Source organism: Bacillus sp. A260 (assembly GCF_009861435.1).
GTDB lineage: Bacteria > Bacillota > Bacilli > Bacillales > Bacillaceae_G > Bacillus_A > Bacillus_A cereus.
Window position 1 is genome coordinate 2,293,313 of sequence record NZ_CP046398.1, and the last position, 15,747, is coordinate 2,309,059.

Sequence of the window (15,747 nt, forward strand, 5' to 3'; positions counted from 1 at the left end):
TAAAAGAAACTATAAATCCATATAATTAGTAATTGTAACTATATTAATTTTACATTACATTAAAAGTTGGGAAATATTCTTATACTCATAAAGTGTTACATTTGAGGGAGGAAAGATGGAATTCTACAATCTTGGTATTATTATTAAAGAACTTAGAAAGAAAAAAAACATGTCACAATCTGAATTATGTCATGGAATATGTTCACAAAGTCAAATTAGTAAGATAGAAAAAGGTATTATTTATCCATCTAGCATATTGTTGTATCAATTATCTGAAAGACTTGGTATTGATCCAAATTATATATTCGCACTAACCAAAAATAAAAAAATAAAATATATTGAAAATGTAAAATGTGTAATGAGAGATTGTGTGAAACAAAAACAATATAATGAGCTTTACGAAATAGTAAAAAAAGAGAAAGATGAGAATAATTTTCAATCAAAAGAAGATAAACAATTTCTATTATGGCATGAAGCGATTGCTATATATTATGTAAATGGAGCAACAAGTAATGCCTTTGACATTTTAAATAGAGCACTAAAACAAACCTTAAGTAGTAGTAACTTTTTATCAGAAAAAGAAATAAGCATAATGAATTCAATTGCTATAATACATGCAGAAAATGAAGAGTATGAGAAAAGTATAAATATATTAAAACAAAGTTTAATTAATTTTAATAAGATAGAATTTCCTAGAGAAAAAGAAATCAAATTAAGACTCATTCATACGTTAACAAAATGTTTACACCTTGCAAATCAATATGAAGAAGCAATAAAGTATAGTGAAATAGGTATAAAATTAGCGATAAATATGAATACTTTATACTTATTAGGTGAATTATTTTTTGAAAAAGGTGCAATTTTATTGAAAGTTCAGCACTCTAATGAAGTTGGTTTAACAGACATAAAAAAAGCATTATTTATATTTGAACTAACTGAAAGAAAACAATATATAAAAATGATCAAGGAAAAATATATTAAAAATCAAGAATAAACAAGAAAGAATTCTAACATAAACTATTCCTAATTGTTATTTATTTCTAAAAAAAGTACTGTAATACGAACTATTCCTAATTGTTGTTTATTGCTAAAATAAATACCGTAATATTAGATAAATATAAAGGGTGGCATTTTATGAAATCAAGAGGAATTACTCGTAAAGCAGATAGCATGGGGCGTATTGTTATTCCAATGGAAATAAGACGGAGTTTAGGAATTGTAGAAAAAGATTCTCTTGAAATGTTTATAGAAGAGGACCAGATTATTTTACGAAAATATCAATCTCCAAGAGCTTGTGCACTTACAGGGGATATTTCAGACAGCAATATTTCGTTAGCGAATGGGAAGATTATTGTAAGTCCAAACGGGATGGAACTGTTAATAAAGAAGTTACAGCAATATCTTTTAAAATAAAGTGAAACTTTAATCAGGGGGAGTTTTGTTCATCCCCACTGATTATTAGTTGAACCAATCGGACTGCCCGGCAAATAGCGGGGTAAAAGGTAAGTAAGAACTTTAAAATAGAATATACTTGAAAAAAATTCCTCTATCAATTTAGGGGTTTTTTTATTGTTATCAATAAAATTGAGGGGCCGTAGTTCGTTCAATGGAATACGAATTACTTCATGAATAATCTGACTATTTTTTATAAAAAAACTATTCATTTACATTTTTTGGTTTCGTGTTATATTTTTAATGTTAACATAGTTGTATTGAAAATTCTGATTTTAAAATTAGGAAAACTTTAGAAAATGAAAGAGATTTTTAAATTAAATTTACCAATTCAATAGAGGTTCGTCGGGGAAATGTACCTAAGAAGAAATCTCTTATAATCCACGTTTTTTATTTGTAAATCGGTAGTTCTAATAGCTCTGACGAAAAGCGAAGGAGCAAAAAAGAAATGGATAGTTTGTTTAATAGAAGATAGGGTATAAAAAATAAAACAACGGAGGTTTTATAATGAATAAAGGAATACTGCAGATTACAGAAATTGAAGAAATTAGCATTCCTAATGTATTGAAGGATAAAATGAAGAATCTGATAGAAAATGAATTGAAAACTCATAATCCTTATACTTGTGATCAAGAAATAGCAGCATATTTTTCAAAAGAGTGGCTTAATTGTTTGATTGACTATTCAAAGAAAAATCCGAATTCAGATATGAAAAACCTACTACATATAATAAAAATAGCGAATTGTGGCGGAAACGTACCACCTACTCTTATTAAAAATACTCCATGTGATCCTATGGAAACACTATTACCTGGGGAAAATCGCAGAGGTTTTAATTATGGCGAAGACGAACACGATAGAATGAAAAAATATTTTTATGCAGAATGGGTCACATGGCTTTTTGCCACACTTTTTAATTATGATGCTTTAATTCACCCATCCGAACATGCAGGGAAAAATAGATTTCATCTTATTTCACCTTTAAACAACGATGAAGTTTTGCGAAATGTCGGTGCAAGCACCGGTGGCGGGAACTTTTATCAACATAATGATGCCACAGTGTATACAGATATGAAAGACCAATCAGATATTGAAGCAAGATTGAAAACATTCAATACGAATTTAGAAATTGTATCAAATAGACTTAATAAATCCGTGGAACGAATAGTGTCTGAAATTACTTGTGGAAAATTTACTAGAGTTGATGCTCTTTTATTAAAAGGAGTGTTAAATTTAAAAACTCAAACTCATATTGGAACGCCAAAATTACTGCAAAAGCATCTTGAAGAAAATCACTTCAGTAAAGATGACATATTGGCGGTAAGTAAAATGCCTATTGCTCATATCGCAGGAATGGCTGATGGTGAAATATCGGGATTTGTAGGAGAAATAAACCAAATTATATTTTTAGATGATAATGGTGATATTATTGCAACTTGTTTGAATGGAGCGGAAAATAGATTAATTTATGTGGGAGAAAGTGAAGAAGAAAAATTGAAATTTGACATGTTTTTAGAACTCTTACGAACAACGCCTACTTATAAGGTTCCACTTACATCTGAAGATTTATTACTTATACCAAATTCATACTATGGTAAACAAACAAATGTAACTCATGGTAGGGAAAGGTTATCTGAGGAAGAATATAAAATCCCGATTGGAAACAATAAATATGGAAGAAGAATTGTTTGCAGACAATACGTTTCCAGTCGATTACGTGATCAAAAAGAAAGTTACTTTACAGATTTAATTAACTAGTTTAAAGAGAGGAGGGACGATGGGGAGGTTTGGGTTATAATAGCTCAAGCCTCCCCATATTCTTTGTATGGATTTTACTATTGAATTACTTATACTACTATTTTTAGTAGCTGTATTAGCAGGATGGATAGATACGATTGCTGGGGGCGGTGGTATGATAACTATCCCGATAATGTTATTAGTAGGTATGTCTCCTTCTGTAGCGATAGCGACTAATAAACTACAAGGGAGTAGCGGAACTCTCATGGCAACAGTGTTTTTTATTAAGAAGAAAGAAATTAATCTTAAAGAAATGCGTTTGTCCATCTTAATGACCTTTTTGGGATCAGTTTTGGGTGGATGGCTTGTTTTACAGATACGAGCAGAATATTTAATCATGATATTACCTTTTTTACTTATTATTATTGGTCTTTATTTTCTATTATCTCCAAATATAGCAAACGAAGATCGACCGAGAAAAATAAGTATGTTGTTGTTTGCGTTAACAGTGGCTCCATTCCTTGGATTTTATGATGGTTTCTTCGGCCCAGGAACAGGTAGTTTAATTGCTTTAGCATTCATTCTTTTATGTGGATATAGTGCTACGAGAGCAACTGCAAATGCTAAAATCTTGAATTTTACAAGTAATTTCGCTGCTTTGTTATATTTTATTATTTTTGGCCAAATCGATTGGACAATTGGGTTGATTATGATGCTTGGTCAAATTATAGGATCGTATATTGGAGCGAAGATGGTGCTTACAAAAGGGACGTCATTAATACGACCAATAGTGGTTATTGTTTGCTTTGTCATGGCAATTAAAATTTTTTTACAAAATATAAACTGAATGTAATCAATATATTATTTGGATCAAAGTTAGAGTGTTTTCATGTTCTTATTGCAGTATTACGCTGTTTAAGATGTGTTCAAAATTACACAATTTGACTAGTGTAATGTATTGCGTTATGCTTTTTTTAGTATAAAAGAAAGGCTTGAAGATAATGATTCGTCGTTTGAGAAAGCTAAAAAATGTAGCTGTCGTAGTAAGCTTCTAAGTAAATAGCAAAATATATAATACTTAGAAGCGAGGAATAAAGTTATGAAGTATCCATTATTTAATCATTGGTCAGAAACAAAGTATATAAAAGATATAGTAACAAATCCACTCATTGAAGTAGGAGAGTACTCCTATTATTCAGGCTATTATAGCCATCAAAATTTTGAAGATGGCTGTGTAAGGTATTTGTGGGGAGATGCTAAGTCTCAAGCACTTTTCAATCCAATTGAACAGATGGGATGGCATCTTGATAAACTCATTATTGGGAATTATGTTTGCATTGCAAGTGGGGTAGTCATTTTAATGGGTGGTAATCATAATCATCACTCAGAATGGATTACAGTATATCCATTCGCTGAGCAAATCAAACAATCATATGAACCAAAGGGCGATACAGTCATTCAAAGTGATGCTTGGATTGGAATGAATGCTATAATAATGCCTGGCGTTACTATTGGTGAAGGGGCAATTGTTGCTGCAGGATCTGTCGTAAGTAAAGATGTTCCGCCGTATACAATAGTTGGTGGAAATCCTGCTAAGGAAATAAAGAAACGATTCACTGATATAGAGATAAATATGTTAATGGAAATGCGTTGGTTTGATTGGGATAGGAAATTGATCGAGAAGGCAATTCCGCTGTTATCTAGTCCATCCATCGAACCATTATTTGCTTTTTATAAAAATGAAGTGAAAAATAAATAAATCAGTTAGAAAAACTACATCCAGTATAGGGTGTAGTTTTTTTATTACAAAAAACTAATAGTTTAGACTAAATAAAATTCATCTCTAATATAGGTCTAGCAAATAGCTGAATTGAATAATTAAAATCCTTGATAGCTAATAAAGCATTAACGGGCAGTAAGACTCCCACTGATTAAAGTTTCACTTTATTTTTTGTAAATATGGAACAAATGTAGCATCTAGATTGTCTATTAATTGTAATCCTAAAAAATATGAAAGTGCGAATCATTTTGAAAAATATAAGGGGATTAAAAATAGGGATATGTGTGGGAGTACAAAGTATCAGGGCACCTAAAAGTGTCGGATGAGATGGTCTATATGAAAGCGATCCTAACGTCTAATATGTATATATAATTTGAGAACACTGTCTATTTTTTTGAGATTATGTTAGAATAACGGTTTTTTTGAGTACAAAGGTATTGGAGGTAACAGAAGTGAAAGGTATGTTTTGCAAGAGATTTATTGCAATAGTAACAGTGCTTACACTATTTTTTAGCATGTTCGTTACATTTGGAAGAGCAGCAGCGGAAACAGTTTCTGCTATAGACGTTGAAGCGGGATCAGCAATTTTAATAGAAGCAAATTCCGGAAAAATTTTATATGAAAAAAATGCAGATGAATCATTGGCAATTGCTAGTATGACAAAAATGATGAGCGAATACTTAGTTCATGAAGCGGTGGATAAAGGAAAACTTAAATGGGATCAAAAAGTTAAAATCTCTGAATATGCACATAAGATTTCGCAAGATCGTTCATTATCAAACGTTCCATTAGAAAATGGTGGCTCTTATACGGTAAAAGAGTTATATGAGGCAATGGCAATTTACTCTGCAAATGGTGCAACAATTGCTTTAGTTGAACAGATTGCTGGTAAAGAAGTCAATTTTGTAAAAATGATGAACGATAAGTCGAAAGAGTTTGGAATGAAAGATTATAAATTTGTAAACTCTACAGGCTTAACAAATCAAGATTTAAAAGGATATCACTCAGAAGGGACAACTCTAGACGAGAAAAATAAAATGTCTGCAAGGGATTGTGCAATTTTAGCGCAACGTCTTATTCAAGATTTCCCCCAAATATTAAATACAGCAAAAATCCCTAAAAAAACATTCCAAGAGGGTGGTAAATATCCAATTGATATGGCGAACTTTAACTGGATGTTAAAAGGTTTAATTAAGCAATATGAAGGTGTAGATGGTTTGAAAACAGGAACGACTCCAGAAGCGGGAGATTGTTTCACTGGTACAGTAGAAAGAAATGGTATGCGCCTAATTTCTGTAGTGATAAAAGCAAAATCTCATACGGCACGTTTTGATGAAACAAAGAAATTATACGATTATGGATTTGCGAATTTTGAAGTGAAGAATTTCTATGGAAAAGATTCAGTAATAAAAGGATATGAAACAGTTCGAGTGGCAAATGCAAAAGACAAAGATGTAGTAGTTCAAACGAAGCAAGCTGTTTCACTTCCAATGTCGAAGGGCAATAAAGACATTTATAAAAAAGAATTTAAAGTATTGAATAAAGAACAAGAAGCGCCTATTAAAAAAGGTGTAACAATTAGTAAAATGATTATTTCGCCTAAAGATAATACAGATCCTGGGTTCTTATCAGGTAAATCATTACAAATAGACCTTGTAACAAAATCTGATGTGGAACAAGCAAAGTGGTTTACACGTTTTATGCGTAAAACAGGATCTTTTTTTAGTGGTATGTGGGATAGTGCGATTGATATAATAAAAAGCTAATTTTATAGGATACAACTAAATGTTTCACTTTATAAAAATTTAATAAAATCTTTTCTTTGTATTAAATGTTTTGTTTTAAATTATGTATATAAAGAAATGGAGGTAAAATTAACTTTGTACTGCTTATATTAGAAATTTAAAGAAACAATATGTACAATTCTACACTACATTCTTATAGTGGCCTTTATGAACAGCAAGATTTATATTTTACAAGGAGAACATTTTATGAGTAAGAGAATAAAAGAATTAGATTCGATACGAGGGTTAGCGGCACTTACTGTGGTATTTGGACATTTTTGTTTAATGCTACCATCGTTGCCTAATTCTATTAAATTTTCCCCGCTTAGGTTTTTATGGGCGGGTGGGGAAGCTGTTATCGTTTTTTATGTACTAAGTGGTTTTGTGTTATCTATAGCACTTTATCATTCAAAAACAAATTATTGGGGATATTTAATTAAGAGATTTGTAAGAATCTATATTCCTTATTATTTTTGGATAATCGTTACCTTTGTTTTATTTATTTTATTTTCGTCGTATGAAGTGGTAGGATTACGGGATTGGTTCTATGATAGGTGGCAAGGGTCTATAACAAAATTAGATATTCTAAACCACTTTGTGCTTCTTAATAACTTTTTTACGGAAAATTATAATCCAGTTATTTGGTCATTGGCTCAAGAAATGCGTATATCTATTGTGTTTCCTTTGTTATTCCTTCTTTTTTATAAACTGAATTGGAAGAAAACGATACTATTTGCTTTGAGCTTTTCATTAATTAGTGTTGTTCTTAATATGTTGCATATTGGGAAAGCTGAAGGATTTTATAATGGTTATGCTGATACACTGCATTTTACATCTATGTTTATGGTTGGAATGTTACTTTTTAAGTATCAGGAAAAACTTATCTACTCATATAGGAATATGAAAAAATTTAAAAAAGGATTTCTTATTGCATTAGGGGTTATCCTATATTTATATTCCATTTTAATTTATGGTTTTTCCCGTAATGATACAACTTTCTTATTAAAAGATTGGGGTGTCGTAATGGGGGTTAGTATATTTATTATAATGGCTATGAGTAACCTAAAAGTAAAAGCATTTCTAAATAAGAGTGTATTTGTATATTTAGGAGAAATTTCATACAGTATCTATTTGTGTCATTTTCCAATCATGATGGTACTATTTAAACTATTGTATACAAAGATACCTATCTTTTTCCTTCTTACTTTGTGCATTGCAATGACACTACTTTTTTCTATAGTTTCATATCATTTAATCGAAAAGAAATGTATCAACTGGGCAAAACAAAGAACAATAAATTTTTTGAAAAAAGTATAATTCCTAGATAGATTTTATTTCTTTAGTAAATATATGAATATGACCGATTCCTAAGTATACTTAGGAATCGGTCAATTTTAGATTCTAAATGTAAATATAGTAAAGTGGAATATAATTGAAATCGAAAACCACTTAGAAATAACAATTACGGTGTGAGCTATTGTATAGTATAGATATGGTTAACAATAAAGGGGGAATACATATGTGGAAGCGATTTGTAGCAATTGGCGATAGTTTTACAGAGGGGATAGGGGATGAAGTTGAGGGAATTGCATTAAAAAGCTGGGTAGATCATTTTGTTCAACTGTGTGAAAATGATATAGAATATGCCAATTTTGCAAAGCGTGGGTTAGTAACTAAAGAAATTCAATCGCAGCAATTGGAAAAGGCGCTAACTTTTAATCCAGATTTGGTTAGTCTCATTGCAGGGGCAAACGATGTTTTAAAAGGACGTTGGAATCATGATGCATATAAGAACGATATGGAATTTATGATAGATACATTAAGTAAAGCAGGGGCTGATATTATTATAGCAAACCTTCCCGATTTTACAGTTAGGCTTCCTTTTGCTTCTGAAAAAAAACAAGTAATAAAAGAACAATTATTAGAGGCAAATGAAGTTATACATTCACTGAGCAGAGAGTATAAGCTTCATCATGTTGATTTTTGGAATCATCATTTAGTTAATGACAATACGCTTTGGTCTAAGGATTTAATTCATCCAAACTCAAAAGGATATGTAAAAGTTGCTGAATTAATTTTTAGTAGTTTGCCTGTACAGAAGACAAAATAATAGTTTGCAATGTAACGAATATGATATTAATTGTATGAAGCTATGTTTTTTAGTAAATAGAAAGAACTAAACATTTAGCAAACAAAGCGTTTCTACGATATATTTCTACAGTAGTGCACAAATACAGAATCACAAAGAAAGATCACTTATGGAAATAGGTGGTCTTTAAATGTTTTTATAACTAAATTAGTATATACTGTATTACTAACAGTTTCGTACTACATAAAAATTAAGTTCTCTTATAGAAAAACTGATTTTATATTATCTTAAAATATAATAAAACGTTCAAATCATATTTTGGGTATGTATCTTAATTGTGAATGATGTGTAATTTTTTTTGAAGTATAAATATCCAATAAATAAAATAGGTAGTAGCTGCAGAAGTATTAATACTATATTATTCAATTCTTGTTATGAGTACATTAGTGATTGGTAATATTATATTTTTATTATCAACTTTAGTTATTGGAATTAATTTGCATAGAAAATATGTAGGATTAGAAAAAATATACTTTATTGTATATTTTTTTTGTTTAGTTGGATTTACGGTCTCTTTAAACTATTATGTTAATAAAATTAAAAAACTTAATTCTTAATACCCTTATGGTTAAAGCTATCTATAAAATGAAAATATAACTAAATAATAGTTTGTTATGATTTGTGGATTTGGTTTTTTATCCGAATTTTCTGATTCAAATATTTCAACTTTATGAATATAGTAGGTGAAATATTTGTGTGATAGTATTTGAGATAGAAAAAAGCCAACTTTAAAAAGGATGTGAATTGAATGTGTAAACGACTGTAAAGGGTTATATTAAGGCAACGTTTAGCTGTTATTAGTGTAAGGTAAAGATATATTTTGTAACAGTTGATATAAAAATGAAGGAATAGGTACGCTTTCGTTTGTCTGACTATTTTAAATATACGAAAAATAAGACTGATTTGAGTTTTGACGAAGTTAAATTCTAGGTGAGGTGTCAATACTGATTAATTAGGTTTAATAAAGAGGTACCTTATACGCAAAAGCGTTTATATTAGTAACCTAAGGAGCTTGCTTTTATGAAAACTACTGATTCAAAAGGCCTATTAGGAAATAGGGTTTATTTACAAGTTTTCTCTGCCTATTCATTGCTTATGCTTGGTGTTTTTATTGATATGTTAGCGATTATGACTATAGTTGGGTTTGAATGGGAAGTAGATCCTACTATGATTGGATTGATTCCTGTTGCATATGCACTTCCTGGAATTATTTTTGGCTCATGGGCAGGTGTTATTGCGGATCGTTTTAGAAAAATTCCAATTATGATGTTCTGTAATCTAATGGTTGGTCTAATAACAATTGCTCTTTTATTTGTACAAGATATCCACTGGCTCTTAGTGGCATTAATGATTCGTTCTATTTTTATTGTTTTCTATTATCCTGCACAGCAAACACTAACAAGACAGATTGTATCCCCGGACTTGCTTACTAAAGCAGTAAGTATCAACGGAATAGTAGAGCAGGGTACAAAGATAGTAGGCCCACTTATAGGGGGCATGTTGCTGAGCTGGTTTCAACCAGAGTTCTGCCTCATTATAAGAGCTATAAGTTGTTTATTAGCTACCTTAGTTCTCATACCCACAATAAAATTTAAAGAAACTATATCGAAAGAATTTGTTGAAAAGCAAAAACAAAGTACTTGGACCGCTTGGGTACAAGGGTGGGGTTATGTGTTATCTAATCGGATAATATTATCAACCATGATTTTCGTTACAATAGCCATGGCAGTATTACAATTAGTAGACTCACAATTCCCAACTTTATTTAAGAGCTTATTCCCACATGATAAAAGTAAAATGGGATATATCATTTCTATTATTGGTCTTGGCGGAATACTTGGTGCATTACTAACTCAGAAATTAAAACAATTTCAATATGGCTGGGTAGTATGTGGAGGTATGGTTTTAATGGGAATTGGTTTTGGGGGGATTGGTTTGATAACGCCCGGTACGGTCTTCGTTTTAGCTTATTTAATTAGTTTTATCGCTGGTATCGGAAGTGGGCTGATGCTTGTATCTAATCAAGTCATTTTACAAATAGAATCCGATCAAGATCAAGTAGGAAGAGTATTTGGTATACAAAGCAGTTTAACAAACGCAGTTCTAATTATTTCTCCTGCTATGAGTGGTCCATTAGTGCATTTGTTTGGAGTAACTCAACTCTATGTTTATGGAGGGATTGGACTTGTTATTATTGGAGTAATTGGAGTTTCACTGCAGAAATATTTATGGGCTAAACATAAACACGAACCTATAAGAGCAAATAATTTTTGAAGGGAAGATTTTTATGACCAATGAGGAATGCTATCCATTAAGCCATCCGCAGCGAAGAATATGGTATACAGAAGTTATTCATTCTGATAAAGGAATATGTAATTTAAGATTTTTATTTAAACTTCATCGGAAAATGAATTATTCAAAATTAAACCAAGTTGTGAATCGCGTTATCAGTGAAAATGACGGTCTGTGCATTAGGTTAAAAGAAAATGGGCATCAGGAACCGAAACAATATTTTATTAAACATGAAGAACAAGAATTTGAGTTTTTTGATTTCAGTAATGTGGAGAATACAAATTTGCTTGAGGAATGGATTGAGCAGAAAACAAAAGAAACATTTACATTATTTAATTCGAATTTATACTATTTTGCTTTAATAAAATTAAACGATAACGAATGTGCAGTCTTTGGAAATGTTCATCATATTATTATGGATGGTTTATCAATTCAAATATTTACTGAGCAGATTGCAAAATATTATTATGACATGCATAACGAGAATGAGGAAGGCGAAATTAAAAATTCATATGTTCAATTTCTGACCAACGAACAAACATACTTGAATAGTAGTCGCTTTCAAAAAGATCAAAAATTTTGGTTAGAGGAATTTAAAACACTGCCATCTGTGACTGGATTGAAGCCTTATAATACGTACCAAGTTAGTACAAAAGCATCACGTGAGACGTTTATATTAACGGAACATTTGAAGAGAAAGATAGAAAAAATTTCTGAAGATTACAAAAATAGTTTATATACTCTTTTTGTTGCTGCTTTTTCGTTGTCCATGTATCGGTGGACCTCATCGCTTGATATTGGTTTAGGAATGGCTTACGGCAACCGTATGACTAAAATGGAACGAAAATTGATTGGAATGATGGTGAGTACAGTTCCTTTAAGAATGGATATTGATCCAGAAGAAGAAGTACTTTCATTTATTAGTAGAGTGTCCAGAAAACAAAGTAAATCATTAAGACACCAGAAATATCCATTTGATTTGTTATTAAAGCAGATTAATAAAGAGAATAACAGTAATGTGAGACTTTTCGGAACTACGATTGATTATAGGGATCGTGATGAAAGTGGTGACTCACTATGGATTCCAAACCGTGAAGAAGTACAAGATTTTGCAGTTCATATTGAAAATCTAATTGATATAGACTCTTTACATGTACATATTGATTATCGTGAGGAGCTATTTTCTAAGGAAGAGATAGAACGATTCTTTAACGTTATGCTAGTGATACTGGAAAATATTTTTGAAAACCCAAAGCAGAAGGTGGCTGAAATAGAAATCATTTCTGAGGAAGATAAAAGAAAAAGTTTAGTTGAGTTCAACAATCCTAAACTGGATGTCCCACCTCAAGTAACTATTCATGAAATGTTCGAACGGCAAGCGATGATTTATCCAAATGCTATTGCAGTTACGTATGAAAAAGAAAAAATTACTTATAAGGAGCTTAATGGACGTGCAAACCAGTTAGCTCATTATCTGCAGAAAAAAGGAGTAGGACCTGATACTTTAGTTGGACTGTGCGTTGAACGTTCCCACGAGATGATTGTAGGTATTTTAGGGATTTTGAAGGCTGGTGGGGCTTATGTCCCACTTGATCCAACATATCCAGAGCAACGACTTCAATATATTTTAGAAGATGCTAGCATTCAGTTATTCGTAACGCAAGAAAGTTTAAAAGAATTGAACTGGTTACCAGAAAATGTTGAGTCGATTTGCCTGGATCGTGATCAAGATGAGATTGGGAAAGAAAGTAAGACTTTGCCGGTTTCTAGTGTCGGTCCCAAAAATCTGGCATATGTAATCTATACTTCGGGATCAACGGGAAATCCAAAGGGCGTTATGATAGAACATCACAATGTCATTCGGTTATTTAAATCGACGGATTGTTGGTATCAGTTTAATGAAAAAGATACTTGGACGCTTTTTCATTCGTATGCATTTGATTTCTCAGTATGGGAAATTTGGGGAGCGTTATTATATGGTGGAAAATTAGTTGTTGTTCCGTACTGGATTAGTCGATCACCTAAGGATTTTTATCAATTATTGGTGGAGGAAGAAGTCACAGTTCTAAATCAGACACCTTCCGCATTTCGACAATTAATACAAGTGTGTGAACAAGAAGATAAGAATAAAAATTTGCAGCTGCGTTATGTCATATTTGGCGGAGAAGCGTTAGAATCTACTAGCTTGTTACCGTGGTTTCAAAGGTATGGGGAGAAAAACCCACAGTTAATTAATATGTATGGAATTACAGAAACTACAGTTCATGTTACATATTATCCAATTACTTTAGATGATGTGCAGCAGGCTTCAAGAAGTAATATTGGAAAGCGGATTCCCGATTTAGAAGTGTATATACTAGACGCTTATCAACAACCTGTTCCTATAGGTGTTGATGGTGAACTTTATATTGGTGGGGCAGGGCTTGCACGTGGGTATTTAAATAGACCTGAATTAACAGCAGAGCGTTTTATATCTCATCCATTTAGTAGTGATCTGAAAGCAAGATTATACCGGACAGGAGACTTAGCGAGGTATTTGCCAGATGGGAATCTAGATTATCGTGGAAGAATTGATCATCAGGTTAAAATACGTGGTTTCCGAATTGAGATTGGGGAAATTGAGTCTACTTTAAATACATATGCATATGTAAAAGAGGCAGTTGTAATTGTAAGAGAAGATCAGCCGGGCGATAAACGATTAGTAGCATATGTTGTAGGAGATGGAAATGTAGATGCGTGGAGAGAGTATCTTAAAGCGAAACTACCAAGTTATATGGTTCCTTCGGGATTTGTGGCGATGGAAGCTATTCCACTTACAGCTAACGGTAAAGTTGATCGTGAGGCCTTACCTATGCCGGAGGAAAAGCAGATTAATAGTGAATGTGTTGGCCCTCGGAATAGTAACGAACAGATACTAACTACCATTTGGAAGAGAGTATTAGGTGTTAAAAAGGTGGGAATCTATGATAATTTCTTTGAAATTGGTGGCGACTCAATTCTCAGTATTCAAATTATATCTCAAGCAAGTCAAGTGGGGTTAAAACTTACTCCAAAGCAAATGTTTGAATGCCCAACTATCGCTGAGCTGGCACAAGTGGCTATAGAAACGCAGGGAGTACAAGCGGAGCAGGGAATTGTGATAGGTGATGTGCCTCTTACTCCAATTCAGTGCTGGTTCTTCGAGCAAGAACATCCACATACAGAGCATTGGAATCAATCAATGCTTTTAAGAGTAAAAGAAAGATTGGATGTGAAATTACTAGAGGGAGCGATATTAAATTTACTGAAACATCATGATGCTTTACGTTTCCGGTACGAACAGTTACCAAACGGAACGTGGAGGCAGAGAAATGAAGGGACTGATGAGCTGTCAGTACTCCATGTTGTAAAACGGAATCAAGTTAATGAAAAAGAGTGGAATAAAATAATACAAGAAGAGATGAATATTCATCAAGCTAGTTTCAATTTAATTACTGGTCCGTTAATGAAAGTAGTGTACTTTGAAGATAACTTGACTGAAAATGATCGAATATTCTGGGTGATACATCATTTAGTAGTAGATGGAGTGTCATGGAGGATTCTATTGGAAGATTTACAGGTGGTATATAACCAGATGAAACAAGGTCAAGAAATTCGCTTACCTGCGAAAAGTACATCTTTTAAAGAATGGTCTGAACGACTTCAGACATACAGTGATTCGGGTATTTCAAAAGAAGTAAAGGATTATTGGAATGAACAAGTAGAAAAAGAAACGATGAAAATTCCAATGGACTATCCAATACAAGAAACGACAGAAGAATCGATTGATCAAGTGACGAGGACTTTAGGAATAGAAGAAACACAAGCATTGTTATACGAAGTTCTAGTCACTCATAAGACAAGGATTGATGAGGTACTATTAACGGCATTAGGACAAGCTATCGTCGATTGTACAAATCAGCAAACCGTTTCTATTCATCTAGAAGGACACGGAAGAGAAGAGATGATTGAAGGTATTGATTTATCAAGGACAGTGGGCTGGTTCACGAGTATTTATCCCGTTCATCTCAATTTTCAAGGAACTCAGACACCTATTGAAGGGTTAAAGGCAGTCAAAGAACAATTGCGTCGAATCCCAAATCGCGGAGTAGACTATGGTATTTTACGTTACTTGAATAAAGGATTACTTCCGTTTTATCAGCAAAAGCCTTCAATAAGCTTTAACTATTTGGGCCAATTTGATCAGGTGTTTTCAAGGGACTCTTTGTTTATGCAAGAGACAGGATTTACATTTTTAGATCATGCTCCAGATTCCAAACCATCTCATCTAATTGATGTTATCGGAATGTTGAAGGATGAAAAGTTACATTTTATTTGGCTGTATAGTAGGGAACAGTTTTCTAAATTAAAAATTCAAGTGATAGCAGATGGTATGTTGAGGCATCTTCGTCAACTTATAAATAAACCAACAACAGAGTCTGCTTTTACGGTATCAGATTTTGCTGATGCAGAGGATCTTACGGAAGAAAGCTTGAGCAAAGTATTACTTAAATTAACAAAGAAGAGGGTGTAAA

The 15,747-nt window shown here is 32.3% G+C and carries 10 protein-coding genes; all 10 read left to right on the forward strand.

Annotated elements, in window-relative coordinates; translation table 11 throughout:
- Positions 1-115: 115 nt before the first annotated feature.
- Positions 116-994: a helix-turn-helix domain-containing protein gene (locus tag GD442_RS11715; RefSeq protein WP_000397979.1), complete on the forward strand. Its 879-nt coding sequence runs from the start codon at positions 116-118 to the stop codon at positions 992-994.
- A 140-nt stretch (positions 995-1,134) separates the two neighbouring features.
- The gene (locus tag GD442_RS11720; protein ID WP_000842216.1) at positions 1,135-1,413 is read left to right on the forward strand and encodes an AbrB/MazE/SpoVT family DNA-binding domain-containing protein; all 279 of its coding nucleotides are present in this window, start codon (positions 1,135-1,137) and stop codon (positions 1,411-1,413) included.
- A gap of 546 nt (positions 1,414-1,959) precedes the next feature.
- Positions 1,960-3,210, forward strand: coding sequence for a hypothetical protein (locus GD442_RS11725; RefSeq protein WP_001032358.1), 1,251 nt, complete (start codon positions 1,960-1,962; stop codon positions 3,208-3,210).
- A gap of 67 nt (positions 3,211-3,277) precedes the next feature.
- Positions 3,278-4,036, forward strand: coding sequence for a TSUP family transporter (locus tag GD442_RS11730; protein ID WP_000347994.1), 759 nt, complete (start codon positions 3,278-3,280; stop codon positions 4,034-4,036).
- A 252-nt stretch (positions 4,037-4,288) separates the two neighbouring features.
- Positions 4,289-4,948, forward strand: coding sequence for a CatB-related O-acetyltransferase (locus GD442_RS11735; protein ID WP_000876937.1), 660 nt, complete (start codon positions 4,289-4,291; stop codon positions 4,946-4,948).
- Positions 4,949-5,421: 473 nt separating this feature from the next.
- Positions 5,422-6,735, forward strand: a complete 1,314-nt coding sequence (locus tag GD442_RS11740; protein WP_000677651.1) for a D-alanyl-D-alanine carboxypeptidase family protein — start codon at positions 5,422-5,424, stop codon at positions 6,733-6,735.
- A gap of 186 nt (positions 6,736-6,921) precedes the next feature.
- Positions 6,922-8,070, forward strand: a complete 1,149-nt coding sequence (locus GD442_RS11745) for an acyltransferase family protein (RefSeq protein ID WP_086408036.1) — start codon at positions 6,922-6,924, stop codon at positions 8,068-8,070.
- A gap of 202 nt (positions 8,071-8,272) precedes the next feature.
- Positions 8,273-8,863: an SGNH/GDSL hydrolase family protein gene (locus GD442_RS11750; RefSeq protein WP_000265880.1), complete on the forward strand. Its 591-nt coding sequence runs from the start codon at positions 8,273-8,275 to the stop codon at positions 8,861-8,863.
- A 1,059-nt stretch (positions 8,864-9,922) separates the two neighbouring features.
- Positions 9,923-11,176, forward strand: a complete 1,254-nt coding sequence (locus GD442_RS11755; protein ID WP_000858613.1) for an MFS transporter — start codon at positions 9,923-9,925, stop codon at positions 11,174-11,176.
- A 13-nt stretch (positions 11,177-11,189) separates the two neighbouring features.
- Complete coding sequence (locus GD442_RS11760; RefSeq protein WP_000180433.1) at positions 11,190-15,746, forward strand: non-ribosomal peptide synthetase; 4,557 nt, start codon at positions 11,190-11,192, stop codon at positions 15,744-15,746.
- Position 15,747 lies beyond the last annotated feature (1 nt).

What these genes read in the sequence shown, in the direction of transcription:
- GD442_RS11715 (WP_000397979.1), top strand. Translation starts at nt 116, where the DNA reads ATGGAATTCTACAATCTTGGTATTATTATTAAAGAACTTAGAAAGAAA.
- GD442_RS11720 (WP_000842216.1), top strand. Translation starts at nt 1,135, where the DNA reads ATGAAATCAAGAGGAATTACTCGTAAAGCAGATAGCATGGGGCGTATT.
- GD442_RS11725 (WP_001032358.1), top strand. Translation starts at nt 1,960, where the DNA reads ATGAATAAAGGAATACTGCAGATTACAGAAATTGAAGAAATTAGCATT.
- GD442_RS11730 (WP_000347994.1), top strand. Translation starts at nt 3,278, where the DNA reads ATGGATTTTACTATTGAATTACTTATACTACTATTTTTAGTAGCTGTA.
- GD442_RS11735 (WP_000876937.1), top strand. Translation starts at nt 4,289, where the DNA reads ATGAAGTATCCATTATTTAATCATTGGTCAGAAACAAAGTATATAAAA.
- GD442_RS11745 (WP_086408036.1), top strand. Translation starts at nt 6,922, where the DNA reads ATGAACAGCAAGATTTATATTTTACAAGGAGAACATTTTATGAGTAAG.
- GD442_RS11750 (WP_000265880.1), top strand. Translation starts at nt 8,273, where the DNA reads ATGTGGAAGCGATTTGTAGCAATTGGCGATAGTTTTACAGAGGGGATA.
- GD442_RS11755 (WP_000858613.1), top strand. Translation starts at nt 9,923, where the DNA reads ATGAAAACTACTGATTCAAAAGGCCTATTAGGAAATAGGGTTTATTTA.
- GD442_RS11760 (WP_000180433.1), top strand. Translation starts at nt 11,190, where the DNA reads ATGACCAATGAGGAATGCTATCCATTAAGCCATCCGCAGCGAAGAATA.